The 26,028-nt window shown below is 52.6% G+C and carries 19 protein-coding genes; 2 read left to right on the top strand and 17 right to left on the bottom strand.

Annotated elements, in window-relative coordinates; translation table 11 throughout:
• Positions 1-124: 124 nt before the first annotated feature.
• The 10 genes from NYR02_RS14215 to NYR02_RS14260 all read right to left on the bottom strand — a co-directional run bounded on the left by NYR02_RS14215 (position 125) and on the right by NYR02_RS14260 (position 14,346).
• Positions 125-1,543, bottom strand: coding sequence for an FAD-dependent oxidoreductase (locus NYR02_RS14215; protein WP_260977015.1), 1,419 nt, complete (start codon positions 1,541-1,543; stop codon positions 125-127).
• A gap of 30 nt (positions 1,544-1,573) precedes the next feature.
• On the bottom strand, positions 1,574-6,025 hold the full coding sequence (gltB, locus tag NYR02_RS14220) for a glutamate synthase large subunit (RefSeq protein WP_260977016.1): 4,452 nt from the start codon (positions 6,023-6,025) through the stop codon (positions 1,574-1,576).
• Positions 6,026-6,229: 204 nt separating this feature from the next.
• Positions 6,230-7,756, bottom strand: a complete 1,527-nt coding sequence (locus tag NYR02_RS14225) for an AAA family ATPase (protein WP_260977017.1) — start codon at positions 7,754-7,756, stop codon at positions 6,230-6,232.
• A 30-nt stretch (positions 7,757-7,786) separates the two neighbouring features.
• Complete coding sequence (gene aroB / locus NYR02_RS14230) at positions 7,787-8,878, bottom strand: 3-dehydroquinate synthase (RefSeq protein WP_260977018.1); 1,092 nt, start codon at positions 8,876-8,878, stop codon at positions 7,787-7,789.
• 5 nt (positions 8,879-8,883) lie between these two features.
• The gene (aroK, locus tag NYR02_RS14235) at positions 8,884-9,399 is read right to left on the bottom strand and encodes a shikimate kinase AroK (protein WP_260977019.1); all 516 of its coding nucleotides are present in this window, start codon (positions 9,397-9,399) and stop codon (positions 8,884-8,886) included.
• Positions 9,400-9,403: 4 nt separating this feature from the next.
• Complete coding sequence (locus tag NYR02_RS14240; protein ID WP_260977020.1) at positions 9,404-11,452, bottom strand: type IV pilus secretin PilQ; 2,049 nt, start codon at positions 11,450-11,452, stop codon at positions 9,404-9,406.
• A 55-nt stretch (positions 11,453-11,507) separates the two neighbouring features.
• Entirely contained in the window at positions 11,508-12,050 is a 543-nt protein-coding gene (locus NYR02_RS14245) for a pilus assembly protein PilP (protein ID WP_260977021.1), read from the bottom strand.
• Position 12,051: 1 nt separating this feature from the next.
• Positions 12,052-12,696, bottom strand: coding sequence for a type IV pilus inner membrane component PilO (locus NYR02_RS14250; RefSeq protein WP_270049632.1), 645 nt, complete (start codon positions 12,694-12,696; stop codon positions 12,052-12,054).
• A gap of 4 nt (positions 12,697-12,700) precedes the next feature.
• Positions 12,701-13,249: a PilN domain-containing protein gene (locus NYR02_RS14255; RefSeq protein ID WP_260977022.1), complete on the bottom strand. Its 549-nt coding sequence runs from the start codon at positions 13,247-13,249 to the stop codon at positions 12,701-12,703.
• Positions 13,249-14,346, bottom strand: a complete 1,098-nt coding sequence (locus NYR02_RS14260) for a pilus assembly protein PilM (protein WP_338055956.1) — start codon at positions 14,344-14,346, stop codon at positions 13,249-13,251. The genes NYR02_RS14255 and NYR02_RS14260 overlap by 1 nt, the downstream gene beginning before the upstream one ends.
• A 205-nt stretch (positions 14,347-14,551) precedes the next feature.
• Between NYR02_RS14260 and NYR02_RS14265 the strand changes: the two genes are divergently transcribed.
• The gene (locus NYR02_RS14265; RefSeq protein ID WP_260977023.1) at positions 14,552-17,026 is read left to right on the top strand and encodes a penicillin-binding protein 1A; all 2,475 of its coding nucleotides are present in this window, start codon (positions 14,552-14,554) and stop codon (positions 17,024-17,026) included.
• A gap of 83 nt (positions 17,027-17,109) precedes the next feature.
• Here NYR02_RS14265 and NYR02_RS14270 read toward each other — a convergent pair whose 3' ends face one another.
• Positions 17,110-18,513, bottom strand: coding sequence for an FAD-binding oxidoreductase (locus NYR02_RS14270; protein ID WP_260977024.1), 1,404 nt, complete (start codon positions 18,511-18,513; stop codon positions 17,110-17,112).
• Between the two features lie 232 nt (positions 18,514-18,745).
• Between NYR02_RS14270 and serA the strand changes: the two genes are divergently transcribed.
• On the top strand, positions 18,746-19,975 hold the full coding sequence (serA, locus tag NYR02_RS14275) for a phosphoglycerate dehydrogenase (protein WP_260977025.1): 1,230 nt from the start codon (positions 18,746-18,748) through the stop codon (positions 19,973-19,975).
• Between the two features lie 101 nt (positions 19,976-20,076).
• On the opposite strand, the gene NYR02_RS14280 is transcribed toward serA, so the two are convergent.
• From NYR02_RS14280 to hisB, 6 genes are all read right to left on the bottom strand, one after another.
• The gene (locus NYR02_RS14280) at positions 20,077-22,251 is read right to left on the bottom strand and encodes a TonB-dependent receptor plug domain-containing protein (RefSeq protein ID WP_260977026.1); all 2,175 of its coding nucleotides are present in this window, start codon (positions 22,249-22,251) and stop codon (positions 20,077-20,079) included.
• A gap of 354 nt (positions 22,252-22,605) precedes the next feature.
• Complete coding sequence (locus NYR02_RS14285; protein WP_260977027.1) at positions 22,606-23,019, bottom strand: hypothetical protein; 414 nt, start codon at positions 23,017-23,019, stop codon at positions 22,606-22,608.
• Between the two features lie 113 nt (positions 23,020-23,132).
• The gene (gene hisF, locus NYR02_RS14290) at positions 23,133-23,897 is read right to left on the bottom strand and encodes an imidazole glycerol phosphate synthase subunit HisF (protein WP_260977028.1); all 765 of its coding nucleotides are present in this window, start codon (positions 23,895-23,897) and stop codon (positions 23,133-23,135) included.
• A 1-nt stretch (position 23,898) separates the two neighbouring features.
• Positions 23,899-24,639 carry a 1-(5-phosphoribosyl)-5-[(5-phosphoribosylamino)methylideneamino]imidazole-4-carboxamide isomerase gene (gene hisA, locus NYR02_RS14295; protein WP_260977029.1) on the bottom strand — a complete coding sequence of 247 codons (741 nt, stop codon included), beginning with the start codon at positions 24,637-24,639 and terminating at the stop codon, positions 23,899-23,901.
• 28 nt (positions 24,640-24,667) lie between these two features.
• Positions 24,668-25,312: an imidazole glycerol phosphate synthase subunit HisH gene (gene hisH / locus NYR02_RS14300; protein ID WP_260977030.1), complete on the bottom strand. Its 645-nt coding sequence runs from the start codon at positions 25,310-25,312 to the stop codon at positions 24,668-24,670.
• Positions 25,313-25,329: 17 nt separating this feature from the next.
• Positions 25,330-25,920 (bottom strand): imidazoleglycerol-phosphate dehydratase HisB, encoded by a 591-nt coding sequence (gene hisB / locus NYR02_RS14305; RefSeq protein ID WP_260977031.1) that lies wholly within the window; start codon positions 25,918-25,920, stop codon positions 25,330-25,332.
• Positions 25,921-26,028 lie beyond the last annotated feature (108 nt).

The raw sequence follows: 26,028 nt of genomic DNA on the forward strand, positions 1-26,028 counted from the left end.
TTATTGCTGGCTAGGATAGCATTGGAGCAGTTAAAGAGGCCATAAACAAAAACGCGGCTACCCACCGGGTAAGCCGCGTTTTATGCCGTCTGTCACATTCTGCCCAATTGCGGCAGAAAATGGCTTATACGTCGAGGTAGTCGAGAATACCCTCGGCTGCGTTACGGCCTTCCCAGATGGCAGTAACCACCAGATCAGAACCACGCACCATATCGCCACCGGCAAACACTTTCGGGTTAGAAGTCTGGAACTTGAACTCCTGCTCTTCCGGTGCAACCACACCGTCCCAGCTGTTCAGTTCAATACCAAAATCCTTAAACCAGGGGGCCGGGCTAGGACGGAAGCCGAAGGCTACCAGGACCGCATCCGCTGGCAGGATCTCTTCAGAACCTTCAATTACCTCAGGACGACGACGGCCGTTTTCATCCGGCTCACCCATTTTGGTGGTCACAACCTTCACACCTTCAACCTTGTTTTCACCCACAATGGCAACAGGCTGACGGTTGAACAGGAAATTAACGCCTTCTTCACGTGCATTCACAACTTCGCGCTTGGAACCCGGCATGTTGTCTTCATCACGACGGTAAGCACAGGTCACTTTGGCTGCGCCCTGACGGATAGACGTGCGGTTACAGTCCATCGCCGTGTCACCACCACCCAGAACCACCACTTTTTTGCCTTTAACGCTGACAAAATCCGCGGCGTCTTTTTCGAAGCCAAGGTTACGATTAACGTTGGAGATGAGGAAATCCAGCGCGTCATGAACGCCTGGCAGATCTTCGCCCGGGAAGCCGCCCTTCATGTAGTTGTAGGTGCCCATCCCCAGGAACACGGCGTCGAATTCATCAACAATGCTCTGGAAATCGATATCTTTACCCACTTCAGTGTTCAGGCGGAATTCCACACCCATACCTTCAAAGACGTTACGGCGGTTAACCATCACACTCTTTTCCAGTTTGAACTCAGGAATACCGAAGGTCAGCAGACCGCCGATTTCCGGGTATTTATCGAACACAACCGGAGTAACACCATTACGTACCAGTACGTCGGCCGCACCCAGGCCTGCAGGGCCGGCACCGATAATTGCCACACGCTTACCGGTTGGCACCACTTTCGACATATCCGGCTTCCAGCCCATAGCGAAGGCGGTATCGGTAATGTACTTCTCAACATTACCAATGGTCACTGCGCCAAAGCCGTCGTTCAGGGTACAGGCCCCTTCACACAGACGGTCCTGCGGACACACGCGGCCACAGACTTCCGGCAGGGTATTGGTCTCATGACTCAGCTCAACCGCTTCCAGAATGTTGCCTTCACTGGCCAGCTTCAGCCAGTTCGGAATGTAGTTGTGTACCGGGCATTTCCATTCACAGTATGGATTGCCACACGCCAGACAACGGTGTGACTGGTCGTTAACCTGTTCCTGCTTGAAGGGTTCGTAAATCTCCACAAACTGCGCTTTGCGCAGATTGATGGATTTTTTCGCCGGATCCTGACGACCCACTTCGACAAACTGGAAATTATTGTTCAGACGTTGCGCCATCTCGAACCTCTCTCTCTCGTCCTGTACCGATTACTCAGGACGAGCACGGGTGTTATTCAGCAATTGTTGTAAGTCGGCGGCTTTCGGTTTCACCAGCCAGAACTTGCCGATGAAGCCATCGAAGTCATCCAGAATGGTCTGACCCCAGGCACTGCCGGTTTCGCCCACGAATTCACGCAGAACACTGCGCAGATGACTGCGGTGCGCTTCGGTCAGTTCGTTGGAGATACGGTGGATATCCACCAGCTCGTGGTTGTACTTGTCGACAAAGCTGTTATCGAGGTCGAGTACATAAGCGAAACCACCGGTCATACCTGCACCGAAGTTATAGCCGGTTGCACCCAGGACACAGACCATACCGCCTGTCATATACTCACAGCAGTGATCGCCTGCGCCTTCCACAACCGCATGCGCACCGGAGTTACGCACACCGAAACGCTCACCGGCACGGCCGGCCGCCAGCAATTTACCGCCAGTCGCACCGTACAGACAGGTGTTACCAACGATGGAGGTGTCATTCGAGCTGAAGGCCGATCCTTTCGGCGGGAAGATCACCAGCTTACCGCCGGTCATACCTTTACCCACGTAATCGTTAGCATCACCTTCCAGTACCATTTCCAGACCACCGGCATTCCAGACACCGAATGACTGACCGGCAACCCCGGTCAGGTTCATGCGTACTGGCTTGTCAGCCATGCCCTGGTTGCCATAACGCTTGGCAATTTCACCAGACAGACGCGCGCCGATGGAACGGTCACAGTTGGTGATACGGAAGTTAAATTCACCGCCGGCTTTGTTTTCAATCGCTGGCAGCACATCCGTGACCATGCGTTCAGCCAGCAGGCCTTCATCGTATGGAGTGTTGCGCTCAACCTTAACGGTATGTGGCTTATCGGCAGGAATATGGTCGTTAGCCAGTAATGGCATCAGATCCAGATTACGCTGCTTACTGGTCAGGCCTTCAAGCATATCCAGCAGGTCGGTACGGCCAACCAGCTCTTCCATGCTGCGCACACCCAGCTGAGCCATCCAGCCACGTACTTCTTCAGCGAGGAAGCGGAAGTAGTTTTTCACCATGTCGGCAGTGCCGATGTAGTGCGCTTCACGCAGACCATCATTCTGAGTAGCAACACCGGTCGCACAGTTGTTCAGGTGACAGATACGCAGGTATTTACAACCCACTGCCACCATCGGCAACGTACCGAAGCCGAAGGATTCCGCCCCCAGAATGGCTGCTTTCACCACATCCAGACCAGACTTCAGACCACCATCCGTCTGTACACGGACTTTGCCCCGCAGATCGTTGGAACGCAGTGCCTGATGGGCTTCGGACAGGCCGAGCTCCCATGGCGAACCGGCGTATTTAATCGACGTGATCGGTGATGCCGCAGTACCACCGTCATAACCAGAAATGGTAATCAGATCGGCATACGCCTTGGCAACACCGGCAGCAATGGTGCCGACGCCCGGTTCAGACACCAGCTTCACCGATACCAGCGCAGATGGGTTCACCTGCTTCAGGTCGAAGATCAGCTGCGCCAGATCTTCAATCGAGTAGATATCGTGGTGCGGCGGTGGCGAAATCAGGGTTACCCCGGGTACTGAATAGCGCAGGGTCGCGATCAGATCGTTAACCTTACCACCCGGCAGCTGACCACCTTCGCCCGGCTTGGCACCCTGAGCGACTTTAATCTGCAGCACATCAGCACTGGCCAGATAAGCCGGGGTTACACCAAAACGACCGGAAGCAATCTGCTTGATCTTGGAGTTTTTGTTGGTGCCGTAACGGGCCGGATCTTCACCGCCCTCACCGGAGTTGGAACGACCACCCAGTTCGTTCATGGCTTCAGCCAGTGCTTCGTGTGCTTCTGGAGACAACGCTCCCAGAGACATGGCAGCAGTATCAAAACGCGGGAACAGCTTTTCAGCCGGCTCCACTTCGCTGATATCAATCGGCGTGATGTCTTTACGCAGGCTCAGCAGGTCACGGATCGTCGCCACCGGACGCTTGTTCACCAGATCGGCGAAACGATCATAGGCAGCCTGACTGTTGGTCTGCACGGCTTCCTGAATGTTTTTCACAACATCCGGGTTATAAGCATGATATTCGCCGCCGTGAACGTATTTGATCAGGCCGCCCTGGTCGATTTTCTTACGGTTCTTCCAGGCATTCTTACGGATAAGTTCGAGATCTTCTTCGAAATCGGCAAAGGTCGCGCCCTGAATACGGCTGGTAACACCACAGAAGCACAGATCAACAACTTCTCTGCTCAGGCCCACGGCTTCAAACAGCTGCGAGCCACGGTAAGAAGCCACCGTCGAGATACCCATTTTGGACATCACTTTCAGCAGGCCCTTACGGATAGCTTTGCGGAAGTTCTGCTGCGATTTCAGCGGATCGCCCAGTAATTCGTTGGTGCGGTGCAGGTCGGTCAGCACATCGTACGCCAGCCATGGGTAAACAGCGGTCGCACCGAAGCCCAGCAACACGGCAAACTGGTGAGCGTCACGGGCAGAACCGGTTTCAACGATGATATTACCGTTGGTACGCAGACCCTGCTTAACCAGACGATGATGCACCGCGCCGGTTGCCATAACCGCAGGAATCACCCACTGACTGTCATGGACATCGCGATCCGACAGGATAAGCATAACGTTGCCGTCACGCAGTGCCTGTTCAGCCTGATCAGCCAGATTGATAATGGCTTGTTGCAGACCCACCGCAGGATCAAACGCCAGCGACAAGGTGGTATGAGCAAACGCGTCCAGCCCCGTGGTTTTCAGACCGTGGAATTTCAGCGGCGACAGTACCGGAGACGTCAGGATGATGCGGTTGGCATGATCAGCGCCGGTTTCGAAAACGTTTTTCTCGGCACCGATGCAGGTTTCCAGCGACATCACGATGGCTTCACGCAGCGGATCGATTGGCGGGTTGGTAACCTGCGCGAACTGCTGGCGGAAGTAATCAGCCAGATGGCGAACGCGCTGAGACAGCACCGCCATCGGCGTATCATCGCCCATAGAACCGGTGGCTTCCTGGCCTTCTTCGCCCATCGGACGCAGTACCTGATCACGTTCTTCGTTGGTGACCAATTGCAGCTTCTGATGGGTATTGAGCAGATCGCCGGACAGCGCTTCAGCATCGTCCACTTTTTGCAGCAACAGCTGGCTTTCCATACGGATGGCATTTTCTTTCAGCCATTTTTTGTACGGGAACTCAGACTTCAGCGCATTGTCGATGTCTGCGGCGTTAAGTAACTTGCCTTCTTTGGTATCAATCGCGAGGATTTCACCCGGCCCAACACGGCCTTTGGCAACCACGTCTTCGGGCTTGTAGCCATAGACGCCGACTTCAGACGCAACGGTGATGAAGTTGTCTTTGGTGATGACCCAGCGTGAAGGACGCAAACCGTTACGGTCGAGACCACAAACGGCATAACGGCCATCGGTGATAACCAGACCGGCCGGGCCGTCCCACGGCTCCATGTGCATGGAGTTGTATTCGTAGAAAGAACGCAGATCGGCATCCATGGTTTCGACGTTCTGCCAGGCTGGCGGAATCATCATGCGGATAGCACGGAACAGGTTCATCCCCCCAGTCACCAGCAACTCCAGCATGTTATCCATGGAGGATGAGTCGGAACCGGTGGTGTTAACAATAGGGGCCAGATCACTCAGGTTAGGCAGCAGATCGCTCTGGTACTTACCGGTACGGGCGTTTGCCCAGCTACGGTTACCCTGAATGGTGTTGATCTCACCGTTGTGGGCCAGCATGCGGAATGGCTGAGCCAGCTGCCAGCGCGGCATGGTGTTGGTAGAAAAACGCTGATGGAATACGCAGATAGCGGTTTCCATGCGTTCATCACCGAGATCAAGGAAGAAATTCGGCAGGTCAACCGGCATGGTCAGACCTTTATAGGACAGCACCCGGTCCGACAGACTGGCGATGTAGAAATCCGGGTATTCGCTCAGTGCTTTCTCGGCGAAACGACGCGCGTAGAACAGCTTAACGGCGAAAGCGGTTTCATCCAGCTCAGAATCGGCAGCAATAAATACCTGCTCAAAACGAGGCAGACAGTCGATCGCCATCGGTCCCAGGCAGTCGTTATTGGTTGGCACGGTGCGCCAGCCCAATACAGACAAACCCTGACTGCTGAGAGCGTGCTCAACGGCGGTTTTCTGCTTGCTGAAAATGGCATCATCAAGATCCATAAACAGCATACCAACAGCGTACTGCGCCGGTAATTCAATACCCGCTTGTGCAGAAACTGCGCGCAGGAAAGAATCCGGCTTTTGGATCAACAGACCGCATCCGTCACCGGTTTTGCCATCCGCGGCAATACCGCCACGGTGTGTCATGCAGGTTAAGGATTCGATTGCTGTTGTTAACAGCTTGTGACTCGGCTGCCCTTCCAGATGGGCTAACAAACCGAATCCACAGTTGTCCTTAAAGTCGCCTGGAGTATACAGACCAGTTCTCATAGAACAGCTCTCATTAGTAAAAACAATTGAAAAATCAAGGGCTTACAACGGCCTAATGCTCAAAATTTAAGCAGCATCTAGACAAAAGGACGCTCATTCTACACATCTGAGGCCCCTGTCACAAACATGAGCGTTTTTGCGTATTGTTGTAAGGCGGTAACGGAAGGCCGTCAATGCAGGAGATTAGCGGCTGGAAGAACGGGATCAGCGCAGTATATTTTGCACCGCAGATACATCGCGAATCCAGGGAGACTGCGTACGCAGTTCCCGCGGCAGGGCATTAACCGCAGCCTTGGCCTCATCGCGGTTGCCATAGACGCCTGCCACAACGACAAACCACGGGCGTTCATTATGTTCGGTGCGATACTGGTACAGCGACCCGGCGACCTGAGACTGCCACTGCAGGCGAAATGCGGAGGCATTGTCGACCTGATACGTACCAAACAACTGCACCACAAAACCGCTCTTCACCGCCAGCAAAGCGCGCTCATCGGCACTGCGCGACAGCGTGTTTGGTTGTATGCGTGGTGCAGCCACCTCGCTCACCGCAGACCGGGCCGGAGCGGCGGTGGCTTTTTCCGGCACCGAAGAAGGCGCCGTAACGTCAGCAATGCCGGGCTTAGCTTGCGCTGCCGCGGGTTCATTGACCTGAACCGCCGATTCAGTCTCTGCTACCGCGTAATTGTAATCCGGCGCGTCGCTGGTTACATCGGTCTTAACCACTGGCGGAGCAATCTCCGTCGTCTCAATCGCATCATCAGCGGCGAAAGGTGACAAAGACCCCTCGACAGGCGTGCTGGTATCTTCGTCCTGTGCAAGGCCCTGTTGTGCAATCTCCAGCCTTTGCTCCGGAGAAGCGACCTGAGCCGGGTCATCACCAGCACGGTATAAGAAAGAAACGACCAATGCCGCCGCGACCCCGGCAATAGCCAGCATATGCAGCAGAGGAAAACGGTTCGGTTGCGCAGCGGCCGGCGTTATCGCCTCAGCGTCTGCCACACCGGGCGACAGCAGATAATCTTCGGCATGATGTAACAATGCTTGCGGCCAGCCTGCAGATTGCTGCCAGATAAACAGCAACTCATCCTGAGTCAACGCCAAAGGCTGACCCGGGCTGAACACCTGCTGAATCAGCAGAGCAGCATCATCCAGCGACAAAGGCTCAAGCTTCAGCACATGCACAGGGGCCTGTGCCGGGCTTTCGCGAAACGCCAGCTCAAAGCTTGGCTGGCCAAATAAAGCAAAAGAAATCGCCTGAGGAGCCAGCAGAGCAAAGTGCGCAATGTCATTCAGGGTATCGGCATCCAGCTGGTCGGCCTGATCAATAATCACCAGCAGACTTAAACCATCGTTATAACGCAACAGGGCAATGTCTTTGATTGCTTCACGGGCATGTACGATGTCATCTGACAGCTGAGGCATATCCCAGCAGCGGGCAATCTGATTGAGAATGGCGGGCATTCCAAGCATCAGATCGGCGGTTATAAACAGGCTTTCTTCCGGATCTTCACGCTGCGCCGCCAAGGCTTGTGCCAATACGGTTTTACCACTGCCAGAAGGTCCGGTAACTGCGACCAGAAGTTCACTGTAAGACGCCAGATGCGCCAGTAATTCGAGATGTTTACGTTGCCCGGACAGCAACTGAGGCAGAGGCAAATGGTATCCATGCACCGGATCTTCTGAGCTGCTGTAGCGATGCGTTTCCAGATCCAGATTAAAATCGGTTTCCATAATTGCCTCCTTTAGTGACTCAAGAGTGACTCAAGCCGTGCCCAGTTTATCCCCTGCCAACAGGGTTTGCGTCAACAAGTCTTTCGGAACTTCCGACGTCATGTAGGCTTCACCTATACGCTGTAACAGCACCAGACGGATGCGTCCATCCAATACTTTTTTATCGACCTGCATGCGCGACAGGTAATCATCCGCCGACATATTCAATGGCCCAACAACCGGTAAACCAGACGCCTGTAACAGGGAGCGCAGCTCGCGCAGCTCTTCGCTGCTGACATGCCCCATGCGCCAGCCAAGATCGGCCGCCATCAGCATACCAGTACCAACCGCCTCGCCATGCAACCACTGGCCATAGCCCTGATGAGCTTCAATTGCATGACCGAAGGTATGGCCCAGATTCAGAATGGCGCGGATGCCGGATTCCGTTTCATCCTGGGCGACCACTTCGGCCTTATCCTGACAGGAACGTTCAATGGCATAAGCCAGAGCTTTTGGCTCACGCGCCATCAAGGCCGCAATGTTTTCTTTGATCCACTGATAAAACGCCGGATCACAGATAAGACCATATTTAATCACCTCAGCCAGACCAGCCGATAACTCGCGCTCAGGCAACGTATTCAGTGTACCTGTATCGGCTATCACACACTGAGGCTGATGAAACGCGCCAATCATGTTTTTGCCCAGCGGATGATTCACGCCGGTTTTTCCGCCGACAGAGGAATCGACCTGCGACAGTAACGTGGTCGGTACCTGAATAAAGTTCACTCCGCGCTGATAAGATGCGGCCGCGTAGCCACACATATCCCCCACAACACCGCCACCAAGCGCCAACAGCGTTGTCGTGCGGTTATGTTGCTTCTGCAAGAGGGCGTCATAAATAAGATTCAGGGTGGTCAGGTCTTTGTAGGCTTCACCATCGGGCAGAATGACTTCATCGACCTGATAGCCTGCCAGCGCTTCTTTTACCTGCTGCAGGTACAAAGGTGCTACGGTTTCATTGGTAACAATGAGTACCTGACGGCCTTTTATATAGGGAGTGAATAAAGCAGAATTGCCAAGCAACCCGGCACCAATAAAAATCGGGTAACTGCGGTCGCCCAGATCGACGGTCAGGGTATTCATGTGTATCAGCCTTTTATAAGCCTTTTAAGTTCCTGCACGACCCAGCGCGGATTGCGCTGGTCGGTTTCGATGATAATGTCTGCGATCTCACGATACAGCGGATCACGGGCACTGAACAGATCACGCAATATGCGCTCGGGATTTTCTGCCTGCAGCAGCGGACGGTTTTTATCTTTAGCCGTACGCGCCAGCTGCTGCTCTACAGAGGTGCAAAGATAGACGACCGTACCACGCGCACTTAAATGGCGACGATTGGCTTCACGCATTACGACACCACCACCTGTCGCCAGGACGATGGAGCTCATTTGCGTCAGCTCATCAATAGCCTGCTCTTCGCGCTCACGAAAGCCGGACTCGCCTTCCATATCAAAAATCCAGGGAATATTGGCACCGCAACGCTCTTCGATGACTTTATCAGAATCGAAAAACTCCACTTTGAGTTCGGCGGAAAGCAAGCGACCAATGGTGCTTTTACCAGCACCCATTGGCCCTATAAGAAAGACAGATTGTGATCGCTTCATGGCATTAACGGTTGCTGAGCGAATCCTTAACCAGTCGCGGTGTAATAAACACCAGCAATTCACTCTTATCATCTTTGTGGTTGGTATAACGGAATAACGCACCTATTAATGGCAAATCACCAAAGAACGGTGTCTTGCTGATCGAGGTGATTTCTTCAGAACGGAAAATACCACCCAGTACCACCGTCTCACCGTTATCAACCAAGACCTGAGTTTCTACCGCGTTGGTATTGATGCTTGGGCCTGCCGAGGTCAGTTCGCCAACAGAATCCTGATTGATCACCAGATCCATAATAATGCGGTCATCCGGTGTAATCTGCGGAGTTACTTCCAGACGTAAAACTGCAGATTTAAAGGCAACGTTAGTTGCACCACTGGAGCTGGCCTGTTGGTATGGAATTTCAGTACCAGACTCGATTGAAGCGGTCTGACCATCGGCAGTAATAACCCGTGGTTGCGAAACAATCTCGGCACGACCATCGGTTTCAATTGCTGCCAACTCCAGATCCAATAAGTAATCTGCAGTCTGATAACCCACCGCAAACGTCGTTGCAGCAGCATTGGTAACACCAAAATTAACAACATTAGCACCGGTAAGATCAACGGCATCGCTGGTAGCTGCTGCACCTGTAGCCCGGTTGAATAAAATCTGATTGCCTTCGGTCAGGGTCTGCTGACTGCCACCAACCGTTGTCCAGTTGCTGCCATTATTTTTAAAGCCAGCACCACCCCACTTAACCCCCATCTCCTCGCCGACACTGGTCGTGGCAACGACGATACGTGCTTCAATAAGAACCTGACGAACAGGTACATCCAGCATATTCAGGGCTTCGCGTACTTTTTCCAGATTGCCCGCGGTGTCTTTCATCAGCAGAGTATTGGTACGTTCATCAACAACCGCGGAACCACGCTCAGATAACAACCCCTGTTCAGAAGTCAGCAGCTTTGCCAACTCACTGGCTTTGGCGTATTTCAGCTGCATGTACTCAGTAACCAGAGGAGCCAGCTCTTCAACCTGCTTAACAGCTTCCAGCTCGATTTTTTCACGCGCGGCAATTTCTTCGGCAGGAGCAATCAACAGTACAGAACCCATCTGACGTTTGCCCAGGCCTTTGGTCTTCAGTACCAGATCCAGTGCCTGATCCCAGGGGACGTTCTGCAGACGCAGCGTAATGCTGCCCTGAACAGTATCCGATGCCACCAGGTTTAAGCCGGTAAAGTCAGCAATCAACTGCAGCACAGCACGCACTTCAATATTCTGGAAATTAAGCGACAATTTTTCGCCAGTAAACGGAAATTGCTTCTTACGTTCTTCTTTCTTATCTTCCGGCACTACAGATACATTAATAGAAAGCAGCTTGTCTGTCTGATAAGCCAGATAGTCGAAATCATCGCCCGTAGGTTCAATCACAATACGGGTAGAATTATCTTCACGCTTGGTATCGATATAGCGCACTGGCGTCGCAAAATCGGTGACATCCAGACGGCGACTGAGAGCCTCAGGTAAGCGCACGCCTTTAAGATCGGCGATGATTTTATTGCCTTCACGACGAATATTGGCCGATGCGCGGGCATCATTCAGCATAATCTGAACCTGCCCTTCGCCCAGGTCTCCACGACGGAAATCAACATTCACTACTTTCAGATCATTGTTGAGCATGCCAGACGAAGAACCCTCTTTAACGTCAGCAGCAAATACCTTTTCTCCTTCCGACTGACCGATACGCAACAACAGGGTGTTGCCTTCAACCTTGGTGGTATAGCCCGTCAGACGGGTCAGATTAATCACCAGGCGGGCACGGTCTTTGGTCGAAACCAGCGTTGCACTGCGCGCGTTACCAGAACCAATCTGGTGGCGCTTTGTTTTCAGATTGCTGACGACACCTGGCAAATCAAGCGCGATCCGTGCCGGCTGTTCAATGGTGTAGCCACTCACCTGCGGAGGTGTACCATCAAACTCCATACGGATTTCAGTAACATCCCCAGGCAGGGATGAAAAGCGCAGATCATTCAGTGTCGCAGCAGAAGCGACTGAGGCTACAAGAGCCAGCATCAGGACTGGTAGCGTCTTCATTATTGTGTGAAAGCCCTTCACCGTATTCATAAAATTACTCTCCACCCAGTCCTTCAAGAGCCAAGGTTCTCGGCCGCTCAATCCAGCCACCGAGACCATTAGGTACAATTTCAATTAGATTTATTCTGTATTCAGAAATAGACAGGATACGGCCATGATTCTGGCCCATATAATTGCCTTCTTTCACCCGCACCACACTATTATCGCCATCTTTAATCAGAGCCCAGAGTACACCATCTTCCCGCGCCAGTGTTCCCACCATCGACAATGAACCCAGTACATACTGTTCAAGATGCTCTTTTGGTCGCTCAAGGTCAGGACTGATATCACTGCCCGGCTGTACGTTGATTTCCGTATCGGCAACAATTGGTAATTCAAACGGAGAACGTAAACCGGTAGCACTATAACTAAAGAATTCATAAGGCTTAAACACGGGTATTGGTTCAACACGACCGCGGGGTTTGTTTAAGGTTTGTTCAACAAAACTTTTCAGGTCTGAAGTATCCTCAGGACCTGAACATGCCGTTAACAGCCCGGCGATACCCATAATAGTAAAAGGAAGGATCAGTTTTTTCATATTACTTCACCTCCTCATCACCGCTGTACTGATAGGTTTTAGCCAATATTTTCATTTTCAGCGCACCGTCATTACCAGACTTTTCGATCGAAAAATCATGCAAGGTTACAATGCGGGGCAATGAGGCCACGGAAGAAACAAAAGCGCCCATTTCGTGATAACCGCCAACGACTTCAATATTAATCGGCAGCTCATTATAAAATTCTGTTTTCGTCATTTTCTGCGGGTCAATCGCGTTAAGCTTTAACCCCGCATTTAATGCCGCCGAACTGATATCATCAATTAACCCGGGAACTTCGGTATCGCGGGGCAACTGTTTAAGTAACGAACCGAAACTTTCTTCCATTTCAATCATCTGCGCTTTATAAGCTGCCAGATTTGCAACTCGAAATGCTTTATTTTCAAAGTCTTTTTTCAGGGTTTCTTCTCGTTGAGTCGCGCCATTCAGCACATCAAGATTATTTTCGATCAATCCAAAATAACCTCCTGCCAACACTGCAATAAAAATCAGCACGCAAAAAATCACTTTGCCGGGAAATGGCCATGAGCCCATATTTTCCCAGTCAATGTTATTCAGATCATCAACCTGAAATTCACCAAGCTTAGCCATCATGGCTTTCATATCGATTTTTTTCAGATCAGCCATGCTGTCACTCCTCCGCCGCTTTAGGCTGAACACGCTTCATGGTGACTTCAAATTCATTCACCCCCTCAGCCTTAGACTGGACCCGGATAAGAATGGGGTCAGCAAACCAATCCGACTGATCAAAGTTACGCATTAAGGCTGACACACGATTATTCGATTTAGCCAAGCCCTTAATCGTGAGATCTGTACTCTTAACAGCTACCGAAGAAAAATACAGGTCTTCTGGTACAGACCTCGCCATTTCATCAAACACGCGGACAATAATCGGCCGGTTACCCTGTAACGCCTGAATCAACTCCATTCGCTCAATCAGCTTCTTACGGGTATCGCGCAACTGTCGAATCTCATCGATTTTGGCATCCAAAACTTTCATCTCATTCTGGATGAATCCGTTACGGCCATTCTGTGTCTGAATACTGCTTTCATAGTGACCATTAACAAAATAAATAATCGCTGCGGCAGCGAAAGCCACCAGCGCGATAACCCCATAAAATTCATTCTGCTTTTCTTTCCGCAGCGCCTGGCGCCACGGCAACAGGTTAATATTGGCCATTAATCGAAACTCCTCATCGCCAGCCCGCACGCAATCATTAATGAAGGTGCGTCGCCATTGAGCAGATTGGCGTTCACCTTCTGCGATAACGTCATATTCACAAAGGGGTTGGCAATCACAGTGGCGATTCCCATAGCATCCTGAACCTGGTCGGCCAAATGCGGGATGGATGAAGTTCCGCCAGCAAGGATGATGTAGTCCACATCATTAAACTGGCTGGATGAATAAAAGAACTGCAGCGACCGGCTTACCTGCTGCACCACGGCACGGCGGAAAGGTTCCAGCACTTCACTCTCATAATCATCCGGCAAGCCACCTTCCAGCTTGGCGCGGGTCGCTTCCTCTTCACTGAGACCGTAACGACGCATAATATCTTCGCTCAACTGCTTACCACCGAACAGCTGCTCACGGGTATAAATCGATTTGCCTTCATGCAGCACGCTGAGAGTGGTCATGGTTGCACCGATATCCAGAATCGCGACGGTTTCAACATCATCACCATCGAGTTGTCCGGCCAGCAGAGAGAAAGCACGTTCGGTGCAGAAGGCCTCAACATCCACGACTGCAGCTTCAAGGTTGGCGTATTCCACAGCGTCTTTACGGCGCTCAACCGTCTCAGAGCGACAGGCGGCCAACAAAACATCCACCATGTCATTGCCTGCGTCAGATGGTCCCTGCACTTCCCAGTCGAGCGCCACTTCTTCTAACGGATAAGGAATGTACTGATCAGCTTCGGCCCGGATCTGAAAATCCATCTCATCGTCTTTCAGCTTGCCGTTCATTTGCACGGTTTTGGTAATCACGGCAGAGCCGGCAACCGCGATAGCGGCGCGCTTTGCACCAGCGCGGGAACGGCTTAACGCCCGTCGAATGGCCTCGCCAACCGCCTCGTCATTGCTGATGCTCTGTTCAACCACAGCGTTAGCTGGCAGGGCTTCAGCGGCATAAGCTTCAACCTGATAGCGATCGTTATTGCGACTCAACTCAAGGACTTTCACTGAAGTAGAACTAATGTCCACTCCAAGAATTGCCTTGTTCTTCTTATTAAACAAGTTAGCCAGCACGACAAAATCCCCATCAAATTCGCGAACTTGCACGCACAAGCTCACTCAGATCCTATATAGTCGGAGTCATTATAAGCACATTCCTATTAAAAGAACAAAAAACCCTTATAATGCCGAAACCCGCATATCCACTGGCTTCCCGAGGCGATGACAATCTTTTTTTATGACTAAGTCACACCCGATCCTGCAATTGTTTTTTTGGCTTGTAATGTCCATTTTTGCCGGCGCCGGCATTCTGATGATGGCGATCTATCTGTATCTCTCTCCGACACTGCCGGATACCGAGGAACTTAAGAACGTCGAACTGCAAACGCCACTGCGAGTGTACTCCGCTGACGGCAAGCTGATCAGCGAATTCGGCGAGAAGCGCCGCACACCGCTGACCTATGCCGAAACCCCACCAGAGTTCATCAATGCCCTGCTCGCCTCCGAAGATGACGGATTCTTTGAACATTTTGGCATCGACCTGAAAGGCCTGGCCCGCGCCGTTATTGAGCTGATCCGTACCGGTAAGAAAAAATCCGGCGGCAGCACCATCACCATGCAGGTGGCAAAAAACTACTACCTGAGCGCTGAAAAAACCTTTGCCCGGAAGTTCACCGAGATTCTGCTGGCCCTGAAGATTGAGCAAAGCCTGAGCAAGCAAGAGATTCTTGAGCTCTACATTAACAAGATTTATCTGGGCAAACGTGCCTACGGCATTGAGGCTGCGGCGCAGGTTTACTACGGCAAATCCATCAAGGAACTGAATCTGGCGCAATTAGCCATGATCGCTGGCCTGCCACAGGCACCATCCGCCGCCAACCCGGTCAACAACCCCCGTCGCGCCCTGGATCGTCGTAACTACGTTCTCGCCCGCATGCGCACACTGGAAATGATCAGCGCCGAAGAATTCGACATTGCTGCCCGCGCCCCGATCACCGCGCGCTACCACGGCGCTACCTCCGAAGTGCTGGCCCCCTATATTGCCGAAATGGTGCGCCGCGACATGGTTGAACGCTACGGCGATGACGCCTACACCGTGGGTTATAACGTCTATACAACCATCGATTCTTCACGTCAGGTCGCCGCCAACAAAGCACTGCAGGCCGGATTGCTGAAATATGACCGGGATCATGGCTATCGCCAGCCCAAACCGATGGCTCCGGTCACCACACTGGAAGTTGCTGAAAATCCTGAGCTGGAGCCCTGGCTCAGCAAAGCAGACAAAGCGCACGACATCGACTGGCCACAAACACTGGAGCAGTGGCATGACCTTCTGCGCGCTCAGGACGACATGGGTCTGATTGCTCCGGCCATTGTCCTTACCGTTGAAAGCACCGGCGCCTGGATTTTTCAGAATAACAGTGAGCGCTGGTTGCCATTCAGCGGCATGCTCTGGGCCAAGCCCTATGTCAACGTCAACATTATTGGTGCAGAACCCAAGCAACCCTCCGACCTGCTCAGCATCGGTCAGCGCATCTGGGTAGAAGAAACCAGCAACGGCCTGCTGTTGGCGCAAATGCCAGAGGTCGAAGGCTCTATTGTTTCCCTGCGTCCGAAAGATGGCGCGATACAAGCGTTGGTGGGTGGCTTCTCTTTCGGCAGTAATAAATTTAACCGGGCAATCCAGGCTGATCGCCAACCGGGCTCAGCCTTCAAGCCCTTTATTTACAGTGCAGCTCTGGCCAATGGCTTTACTCCGGCCAGTATTATCAATGATGCACCGGTGGTTTTCGAAGACGCCAGCCTGGAGAACACCTGGCGGCCGCAGAATAACAGTGGCAAATTCTATGGCCCGACCCGCCTGCGGGAAGCGCTGTACAAATCTCAGAACCTGGTATCCATCCGTATTCTGAAACAAGTTGGCGCAAGCAAGGCAGTTAACTATATCGAGCCGTTCGGCTTTCCGCGCAGCAAGCTGAATGCCGACCTGTCTCTGGCTCTGGGAGCATCAGCGGTGACACCAATGGAGCTTGCCACTGGCTATTGCGTGTTGGCCAACGGGGGCTTTGCCGTCGATCCTTATCTGATCAGCCGCATTGAAGACAGCAGTGGCAACATTCTTTTTGCCGCCAAGCCTCGCACCGTTTGTCTTGAATGCGAAAAACAGCAGTCCAGTATTGCTCAGGAACAGCAAGCCGCCAGCGAGTTGCTTGAACAGCAATTGCAGCAGCAACTTGGCCTGAGCAATCCGCTGCAAGCCCAAACCGAAGCCGAACAGCTTCCGGCTGCGCCGCGTGTAATGGATGAACGCACCCATTTCCTGATGATCAGCATGCTTAAAGATGTCGTCCGGCGCGGCACCGGCAGACGCGCCCTGGCACTGAACCGTGACGATCTGGCCGGTAAAACCGGCACCACCAACGATCAGAAAGATGCCTGGTTCTCTGGCTTCAGTCCGGATCTGGTGACCACCGTCTGGATTGGTTTTGACCAGCCCAACACCCTCGGCCGCTGGGCGTTTGGTTCTAACACCGCCCTGCCTGTGTGGGTCGACTACATGGGCAGCGCATTAAATGGCGTGCCGGAACAACCGTTTGAGCAGCCTGAAGGGATTGTCAGCGTGCGCATTGATCCGGAAACCGGCTTACTCGCGGCACCAGGCCAGAGCAATGCGATCTTTGAATATTTTAAAGAGGAAGATGTACCGAGCCAGCCGGTTAAATTATCCTTGCCGGACAACAACGATGGCAGCAGCAATACAGACCTGGTGCCGGAACAGCTGTTCTGAGAGCACAGACGCTGGAGTACAGATATAAAAAAGGCCGGATTTCCCGGCCTTTTTTATGCTTTTTAGCGGAATAAAACCGGCACTTACATATCCACCAGCTTACCTGGATTCATCACATTGTTCGGATCGAACACAGCCTTCACCGCTCTCATATAAGCCAGCTCAGCCGCCGAACGGGTGTATTCCAGATACGGTTTTTTGGTCATGCCCACGCCGTGTTCGGCAGAAACCGAGCCGTCGTATTTCTGCACGATTTCAAATACCCATTTGGATACCTTGGCGCAGCGTTCGAAGAATTCTTCTTTCGCCAGTGCATCCGGCTTAAGAATATTAAGGTGCAGGTTGCCATCGCCGATATGGCCAAACCAGATGATCTCGAAATCCGGATATTCTCGGGTCACGATTTCATCAATATCGTTCAGGAACGGTGGCACTTTGGAAACAACCACGGAAATGTCGTTTTTGTACGGTGTCCACTCGGAAATGGTTTCAGAAATATCTTCACGCAGACGCCACAGGTTAGCCGCCTGGGTTTCGCTCTGACTGATCACACCATCAACCACCCAGCCATTCTCCATGCACTGTTCAAACAGACTCATGGATAAATCCATATCGGCATCGGTTACGGCTTCAAATTCGATCAACGCATAAAAATCGGCACTGCTGTCAAACGGCGCAGGCACATCACCGCGCGCCAGTACTTTGCGCATGGCTTTATCGGAGAAGAACTCAAACGCGGTCAGATCCATGCTGCCCTGGAACTGGTTCAGCACCTTCATTACGTCGTCCAGTTCAGGAATCGCCAGCACCAGTACGGTCAGGTTTTTCGGTGTACGGGTCAGACGCATAGTGGCTTCGGCAATAAAGCCAAGCGTACCTTCACCGCCGATAAACAGCTGACGCATATCGTAGCCGGTGTTGTTTTTCAGCAGGTCTTTATTAAGACGCAGAATCTCACCTTTACCGGTTACGACGGTCAGACCAGCCACCCAGTCACGGGTCATACCCCAGCGGATGACTTTAATACCGCCGGCATTGGTGCTGATATTCCCGCCAATCTGACTGGAGCCCGCTGAAGCGAAATCCACCGGATAAAACAGGCCCTGCTCTTCGGCATAATTCTGCAGCTGCTCGGTAATCACTCCGGCACCGCATTTAACGGTACGGTCAACGGCATTAAAGTCGCTGATCTGATTCATATAATCAAAGGCCACAACGATTTCGCCATTGGCTGCCACCGCGCCGGCACTCAGACCGGTACGGCCACCGGATGGCACCAGTGCCAGCTGATGCTCATTGGCCAGCAGGACGATATCGCGCACTTGTTCGGTGGTTTTCGGGAACACGATCGCAGTTGGCTTGGGCGCGTAGATTTTGGTCCAGTCTTTACCGAAGGTTTCCAGAGAGTCTGCATCGGTACGAACTTTATCGGCACCAACAATGGCCGATAACCGTTCAATCAGGGCGTCTTGAGTCAGGGCAGTCATGGGAGATTCCGCATAGATGAATGTCATTCACCTCAAATTGAGTATTCTTCGCGATGAAAAGCGAGTTTGAGGCTCACGTTAACAGGCCGGGTATGCTAGCATACGCGCCTTATTTTTCGGAGTGGTTTTCGCTCCGGAAGTGAGTCCGGCGCCTGTCGTTACCTGTGCTGTACCGTGCAAGCACCGGCCGGATTCACCGCAACGGTTCTACATACTGCATATAGGTACCATCATGGCTCAAACCTCCCTCGATAAAAGCAAGATCAAATTTCTCTTGTTGGAAGGCGTGCACCAGTCAGCTCTCGAAACCCTGAATGCCGCTGGTTACACCAACATCGAGTACCTGAAGACTTCGCTGCCGGATGACGAGCTGAAAGCCCGCATCAAAGACGCACACTTTGTCGGCATCCGTTCCCGTACTCAGTTGACCGATGAAATCTTTGAAGCCGCTGAGAAACTGATCGCCGTTGGCTGCTTCTGCATTGGTACCAACCAGGTTGAGCTGAAAGCCGCCACCAAGCGTGGTGTTGCCGTGTTCAATGCGCCGTACTCCAACACCCGTTCCGTTGCTGAACTGTCACTGGCCGAAATCATCATGCTGATGCGTGGTATTCCGGAGCGTAACGCACAATGTCATCGTGGTGGCTGGAACAAATCCGCCGATAACTCTTACGAAATCCGCGGTAAAAAACTGGGCATCATCGGTTACGGCTCCATCGGTACTCAGCTGTCTGTAATGGCTGAAAGCATGGGCATGGACGTGTACTTCTACGACGTCGTCACCAAGCTGCCACTGGGCAACGCCAAGCAGGTTGGCTCGCTGAACGAACTGCTGAACCTGGCCGACGTTGTTTCCCTGCACGTACCGGAAACCGCAGCCACCAAATGGATGATGGGCCCTGAGCAGTTCGCGCAGATGAAGCAAGGTTCTATCCTGCTGAACGCTTCGCGCGGTACTGTGGTTGATATCGACGCTCTGGCCGAAGCCATCCGCAGCAAAAAACTGCTGGGCGCTGCGATTGACGTATTCCCGGTTGAGCCGCGCTCTAATGGTGAAGAATTCCTTTCTCCACTGCGTGAATTCGACAACGTGATTCTGACACCGCACGTGGGTGGTTCTACCCTCGAAGCACAGGAAAACATCGGTAAAGAAGTGGGCGAGAAGCTGGCTCAGTACAGCGATAACGGCACCACCACCTCTTCTGTTAACTTCCCGGAAGTGGCTCTGCCGAGCAACAAAAACGTGCACCGTATTCTGCACATCCACCAGAACGTTCCTGGCGTTATGAATGCAATCAACAGCATTTTCGCCGAGAACGGTATCAACATCTCAGGTCAGTACCTGCAGACGGTTGAAGATGTGGGTTATGTGGTGATTGACGTTGCCGCTGCAGCCTCAGAACTGGCTCTGGAAAAGATCAAAGAAGTCGAAGGCACAATCCGCGCCCGCGTTCTGTACTGATCGGCCCTGCCTGATCCTCCCGGATTCAGGCAATAAAAAACGGCAGCCCAGGCTGCCGTTTTTTTATGCGTGTCATTACGTACCCTAAGCCGGAAATACAATTACCAGCTTGCCTGCCAGCCTAAGCGATTCAGCCAGCGCGGTGTTATTTCATACAACACCTGTTGCGGCAGGGCATCGTATTGGCTGCTGACAAACCAGTTCCCGAGTTTTGTTTTCCAGCCCCAGCGGGCCAGCAGGCGCTGCTGCTGATAACGTCCCTGCGCCGCATAGCCCGGATTTTTGTCCTGACTACTGTCATCCCAGAAGGCACCCAGCATTTGTTCCTGCCGCTCTCCGCTACGGGTCCAGACCAGGCGCACGCTACTTTCGGCCCCTAATACCAATTCGCCATCCCGATTGCTGTCACGTTGCTGACGCAACAAAGTCAGCCAGATGCGCTGGTTATTCAGCGGCTGCCACTGCAGTTGTGATTCGATGCCTTTCAGCGTCATCTGACCTTCATTCATCAATGACTGGCTGCGCAGTGTCACGGTACTGCCGATCAGATCATCCAGCTGCTCGCGGAACGCTTTGATATCTAACTGCACCGCGGCTTGTGGCAGATGTAAAAAGTACCCTAATTCCCATGCCTGAATGCGCTCGTCACGCAGACCATCGCGCCAGCCGTCGGCATTGGCGTTAATAAACAACCCGGCCTGATCGAGGCCAAGATAATTATCGTTAATATCACGCAACACTGCGCGCCCATCAAGGTCACGCTCTGCAATATCCGGCGTGCGGCGGCTGCGTGAATACTGCACACGGATACTCTGATCCGGGCCAGGCAGATAATTCAGTGCGGCGCGCGGCGAATAGTTTGCGTCCAACCCACTTTGGTATTGCGCCATCATCCCGGCCGACAACAGCCAGCGCGACGCCGGGCGATATTCGCCACTGACAAAAGCCAGCCACTGATCACTGCGCACATCGCCGCGCAGATAAGTTGCCGAATTCGCCTGATCACGACGCAGGCCGATCCCCTGCACCGAACGCAATTGATCACTCCAGCGGCGGGTATCCTGCAGCTCGATATCAAAGCGTTGCTCATAGACATCCAGATCACCGCGCCCGCACAGCGTCTGCTCCAGAGCATTGGCGATTACGGCGCGCTGCACAATCTGCTGTGCAGCACTGTATTGCGCAGCGCTGATGGAATTTACCAGCCCCAGCCCCTGCTGTAATTGAACTGCACTGAAAGCCCCGACAGCCAACCCCTGATACAGCTGAGTAATTGCACTGCGTTCGCTGCCGCTCAGAGCGGGGTTTTGCAGTGGCAGCAAGCCATAACCGAGTTTTTCTGCTAACTGCGGATGCTGCTGATACAAATCACTCAACTGTGCATCAAAGGCCATCGCCGGCGCACAAGCATGATAATCCACCTCACTGTTATCAGCCTGCCAATAGGCCTGCAGCTGAACTTCATGATCCGCCGAACGCTGACTGCGCCAGCGCAACCAGGCCAGATCAGATATTGCTGTTTGCTGTGGGGAGTCGGTTTGAAAATTACTGTCGGCCAGATAATCGCGCTCCGATTGCTGGCGTCCCAACTGCCAGCGCAGTTCGTTATCGACATCCGCCTGCCAGGCTCCGGACCAGTTCAGACCGCGCACCTGATTCTGATCTGGAAAACCACCCTGATCACCACCATCGGCGTGATATTCACCACTCTCACCTTCCCGCCAACCAAACAAACTGAGACGATTCTGCTGCTGCACGCCCTGCTGACTGATGCTGGCGTAAAACTGCGGTCGCTGTTTCGACCCCAGACTGCCACTAAGGCGCAGCCGCGCGCTGTCAGCCGGATGACGGGTAATAATATGAATCACGCCCTGCAGTGCGTTCATGCCGTAACTGGCAGCACTCGGACCACGGGTGATTTCAATGCGCTCGATATCCTGTAAAGCAATGCCGAGCTGATCCCAATCGACATTAGCAAATGAGGCTTTATAAACCGAGCGACCATCCACCAGCACTTCCAGTCGCCGCGCCAGCGATACCTCACCCGAGTGATAAACCACACTGGCGCGATTGGAATCCAGTTCGCGGGCGACAAACAGTCCGGGGACAAAACGAAATAAAGAGGGGATATCGGCCGTGCCCCAGAGACGGATCTGTTCGGCGGTAATAACGGTAACAGCCGCAGGCACTTCAGCCAGCGGCTGTTGCAAACGAACCGGAGTTAAGACCTGCGGAATATCGGGTTCGAACTCAAAAGCGTCAAACTCGGCCGCCATGGATGTGACCGATATCCCCATGCATGAGCAGAGTAATATCCGGCCCGCACGCCTGCGCCTGTTCCCCGATTTCATTCTGCATCCCTGCCCCACAATAATGGTCAGATAGTACACAAATACAGCGTGCCTGTTAATACTGCCTAAGCCATGGACTGAGCTGTTCGTCACCGGAAAAAGTACGCATGAACAGTGTTAAGAGGGGTGCTGGCAGAATGTTCTGGCGGAGTATTCTGAGTGGAAGGCTAATTATTACGCCTGCAGAGGCTGACGTTATCAAGGTATTTTCAGGTAGAGGATAAAAAAATAGACCGCATCAGATACGATCTATTTTTATGATAAGAAGAGAGCGGCTACTTATAGTGCGTTTTCGATAACTTCTTTAATCGTTTTCGCACGATCCTGAACCTGATTCTCTGCATTGATAATAGGCGAGTGGTTAATGGTTAATACACCATCGCTGTACGATGCACACTTCTCGGAGTTGTGAATATCGCCATCGTTTTCAATGACCAATTTTTTCAGATCGGCCTGGACGGCTTCCTGGCAAAAATCATCAGAGCATAATTCTTTAAGTGCAATAATCACTGGCTCAAAATAAATCAGGGGCCAGGTTTGCTCATACAGGTGTGAATAGCCATCGATGGTAATGGTATCCCACTTGATTTCAATTTCGAACTCGAACTTGGCGGCCTCGAAAATCTGAGCTTTCAATGAGTCCAGACGATCCTGTTCAAAGTCACGCGCCGCTTTTTTTTCCTTAAGTCCCATTGTCATTCCTTATATCTGACAGATTAACTGAAATAAAAAGATCCGGCCTTTTCCGGATCTTTTCCACTTCTCAGCAAAGCCAGCATTATCAGCCTGTTTTTGCAGAAAGTATGTTAATCAAGCCGCATTTCGATGCCTGCAGCAGCCATGTGCTGTTTGGCCTGCTGCACCGTGTATTCACCAAAGTGGAAAATACTGGCAGCCAGCACCGCATCGGCATGACCGATTTTTACACCGTCTACCAGGTGGTCGAGGTTTCCCACACCACCGGAAGCGATTACCGGTATATTAACAGAATCAACAATAGCACGGGTTACACCGAGATCGAAACCCGATTTCACACCATCACGATCCATAGACGTCAGCAGAATTTCACCAGCACCGAATTCCGCCATTTTTACGGCCCATTCAACCGCGTTAATACCGGTCGGCTTACGGCCGCCATGGGTGAAGATTTCCCAGTGATTATCACCGACCTGCTTGGCGTCGATAGCAACGACAATACACTGCGCACCGAATTTATCCGATGCTGCTTTAACAAACTCAGGGTTGTATACCGCCGCCGAATTAATCGACACCTTGTCGGCGCCAGCGTTCAGCATGCGGCGAATATCGTCCAGCTCACGAATGCCACCACCCACCGTCAGCGGTATAAATACCTGCTCGGCAATGGCTTCCACCATATGCACCGTGGTATCACGACCTTCATGGCTGGCGGTAATATCGAGGAAGGTAATTTCGTCGGCGCCCTGGTCGTTATAACGCTTGGCGATTTCCACCGGATCACCGGCATCGCGGATACCAACAAAGTTCACGCCTTTAACCACGCGGCCTTTATCGACATCCAGACAAGGAATAATACGTTTGGCGAGCGCCATATCAGGCTCCTGTTAACTCGTCAGCAAGCTGCTGGGCTTCAGCTACGTTCAGCGTACCTTCGTAAATCGCACGGCCGGTAATAGCACCGAGAATGCCCTGACCTGCCACTTTTGACAGCGCACGGATATCTTCGATATTAGTCACGCCACCGGACGCAATCACCGGAATGCCGCCTTCAACCGCCAGCTGCAGCGTGGCTTCCACGTTCACGCCCTGCATCATGCCGTCACGGGCAATATCGGTATAAACGATGGAGGTTACACCGTCGTTTTTGAACTGCTTGGCCAGATCGACCGCTTTGACGTCTGAGACTTCAGCCCAGCCATCGGTCGCCACAAAACCATCCTGCGCATCCAGACCAACAATCACCGTGCCGGGGAATGCCTTACAGGCTTCTTTAACAAATTCTGGTTCTTTAACCGCCTTGGTGCCGATAATCACATAGCTGACGCCGGCTTTGATGTAATGCTCGATGGTTTCCAGCGTGCGGATACCGCCACCGATCTGAATCGGCAGGCCCGGAAAGGCTTTGGCAATGGCGGTTACGGCTTCACCGTTGACCGGCGTACCGGCAAACGCACCGTTCAGATCCACCAGGTGCAGACGGCGACAACCGGCATCGACCCAGCGTTTGGCCATTGAAACCGGATCATCACCAAAGACGGTGGAATCTTCCATACGGCCCTGACGCAAACGCACACACTGACCATCTTTTAAATCAATCGCAGGAATTACCAGCATTGTTTTACCTTACATTCTGAATTTGGAATCAGGCCTGACCATCCCAGGCGAGGAAGTTTTTCAGCAACGCCAGACCAGCGTTGTGGCTTTTTTCTGGGTGAAACTGCACCGCAAAGACATTGTCTTCGCCCATCGCAGCAGCAAAGTCGACGCCGTAATGGCCACGGCCTTTCACCTGCGCGACATTAGCCGCCTGCACGTAGTAGGAATGCACAAAGTAGAAGCGGCTGTTATCGGCGATACCGGCCCACAGCGGGTGCGCAACCTGCTCAACACGGTTCCAGCCCATATGCGGGACTTTCAGCTTTTCGCCGTTCTCCACCAGATCATTGCCGAAGAATTTCACTTCGCCGGGAAACAACCCCATGCATTCGACGCCGCCGTTTTCTTCGCTGCGCTCCATCATGGCCTGCAGGCCTACACAGATGCCCAGCAGCGGTTTGGTTTTGCGGACCTCCGCCACCACCTGATCAATTTCCTGACGGCGGATTTCCGCCATACAGTCACGAATCGCACCAACACCCGGCAATACCACGTGGTCAGCCTTGCGGATAACTTCCGCATCGCTGGTAACCACCACCTTCGTATCCGGCGCCACCGTTTGCAGTGCGCCGTGGGCGGAGTGCAGGTTGCCCATGCCGTAATCGATCACTGCACAGAGTTTACTGCTCATTCATTTATCCTTTGTGCTTAAAGGCAACCTTTGGTGGAGGGCATCACGCCTTCCATGCGGGGATCCAGCTCCAGCGCCATGCGCAGAGCGCGGCCAAACGCTTTGAAAATGGTTTCAGCCTGGTGATGGGCATTAAAACCCTTCAGATTGTCGATATGCAGCGTCACGCCGGCATGATTCACAAAGCCCTGAAAGAACTCCCAGAACAGCTGCGTATCAAGTTTACCGATACTGGCGCGAGTGAACTCAACCTTCATATCCAGACCCGGGCGACCGGAGAAGTCGATAACCACCCGTGACAAAGCTTCATCCAGCGGCACGTAAGAGTGGCCGTAACGGACGATGCCTTTTTTATCACCCACGGCTTTGGCAAATGCCTGACCGAGGGTGATGCCAATATCTTCCACGCTGTGGTGATCGTCGATGTGATTATCACCTTTGCAGGTGATATCGAGGTCGATCAGACCATGGCGGGCAATCTGATCCATCATATGTTCCAGAAAAGGTACGCCGGTATCAAAGCGTGACTTACCGGTGCCGTCCAGGTTGATGGTGACGCTTATCTGGGTCTCCAGCGTATTACGCTCGACCGTTGCGCTGCGGGCCATGGGCTTGCTCCAACTCTCGCAAAAAGGAAAAGAAAGCATTATAAAGCAAAGCGCTTAAGAAAATAGGCCGGGCTTTGAGCTACAGGTAAATTCCCGCCGATTTCAATC

The organism is Thalassolituus pacificus (assembly GCF_025318105.1).
Taxonomy (GTDB): domain Bacteria; phylum Pseudomonadota; class Gammaproteobacteria; order Pseudomonadales; family Oceanobacteraceae; genus Venatoribacter; species Venatoribacter pacificus.

Excerpts from the sequence above, each read along its gene's own strand:
- NYR02_RS14240 (WP_260977020.1), bottom strand. The coding sequence starts at position 11,452 with ATGCTGGCTCTTGTAGCCTCAGTCGCTTCTGCTGCGACACTGAATGAT.
- NYR02_RS14225 (WP_260977017.1), bottom strand. The coding sequence starts at position 7,756 with ATGGAAACCGATTTTAATCTGGATCTGGAAACGCATCGCTACAGCAGC.
- hisF (WP_260977028.1), bottom strand. The coding sequence starts at position 23,897 with ATGGCGCTCGCCAAACGTATTATTCCTTGTCTGGATGTCGATAAAGGC.
- hisH (WP_260977030.1), bottom strand. The coding sequence starts at position 25,312 with ATGAGCAGTAAACTCTGTGCAGTGATCGATTACGGCATGGGCAACCTG.
- NYR02_RS14270 (WP_260977024.1), bottom strand. The coding sequence starts at position 18,513 with ATGACTGCCCTGACTCAAGACGCCCTGATTGAACGGTTATCGGCCATT.
- aroB (WP_260977018.1), bottom strand. The coding sequence starts at position 8,878 with ATGAATACCCTGACCGTCGATCTGGGCGACCGCAGTTACCCGATTTTT.
- NYR02_RS14280 (WP_260977026.1), bottom strand. The coding sequence starts at position 22,251 with ATGGCGGCCGAGTTTGACGCTTTTGAGTTCGAACCCGATATTCCGCAG.
- hisB (WP_260977031.1), bottom strand. The coding sequence starts at position 25,920 with ATGGCCCGCAGCGCAACGGTCGAGCGTAATACGCTGGAGACCCAGATA.
- NYR02_RS14255 (WP_260977022.1), bottom strand. The coding sequence starts at position 13,249 with ATGGCCAATATTAACCTGTTGCCGTGGCGCCAGGCGCTGCGGAAAGAA.
- serA (WP_260977025.1), top strand. The coding sequence starts at position 18,746 with ATGGCTCAAACCTCCCTCGATAAAAGCAAGATCAAATTTCTCTTGTTG.
- NYR02_RS14250 (WP_270049632.1), bottom strand. The coding sequence starts at position 12,696 with ATGGCTGATCTGAAAAAAATCGATATGAAAGCCATGATGGCTAAGCTT.
- aroK (WP_260977019.1), bottom strand. The coding sequence starts at position 9,399 with ATGAAGCGATCACAATCTGTCTTTCTTATAGGGCCAATGGGTGCTGGT.
- hisA (WP_260977029.1), bottom strand. The coding sequence starts at position 24,639 with ATGCTGGTAATTCCTGCGATTGATTTAAAAGATGGTCAGTGTGTGCGT.
- NYR02_RS14215 (WP_260977015.1), bottom strand. The coding sequence starts at position 1,543 with ATGGCGCAACGTCTGAACAATAATTTCCAGTTTGTCGAAGTGGGTCGT.
- NYR02_RS14245 (WP_260977021.1), bottom strand. The coding sequence starts at position 12,050 with ATGAAAAAACTGATCCTTCCTTTTACTATTATGGGTATCGCCGGGCTG.
- NYR02_RS14265 (WP_260977023.1), top strand. The coding sequence starts at position 14,552 with ATGATGGCGATCTATCTGTATCTCTCTCCGACACTGCCGGATACCGAG.
- gltB (WP_260977016.1), bottom strand. The coding sequence starts at position 6,025 with ATGAGAACTGGTCTGTATACTCCAGGCGACTTTAAGGACAACTGTGGA.
- NYR02_RS14285 (WP_260977027.1), bottom strand. The coding sequence starts at position 23,019 with ATGGGACTTAAGGAAAAAAAAGCGGCGCGTGACTTTGAACAGGATCGT.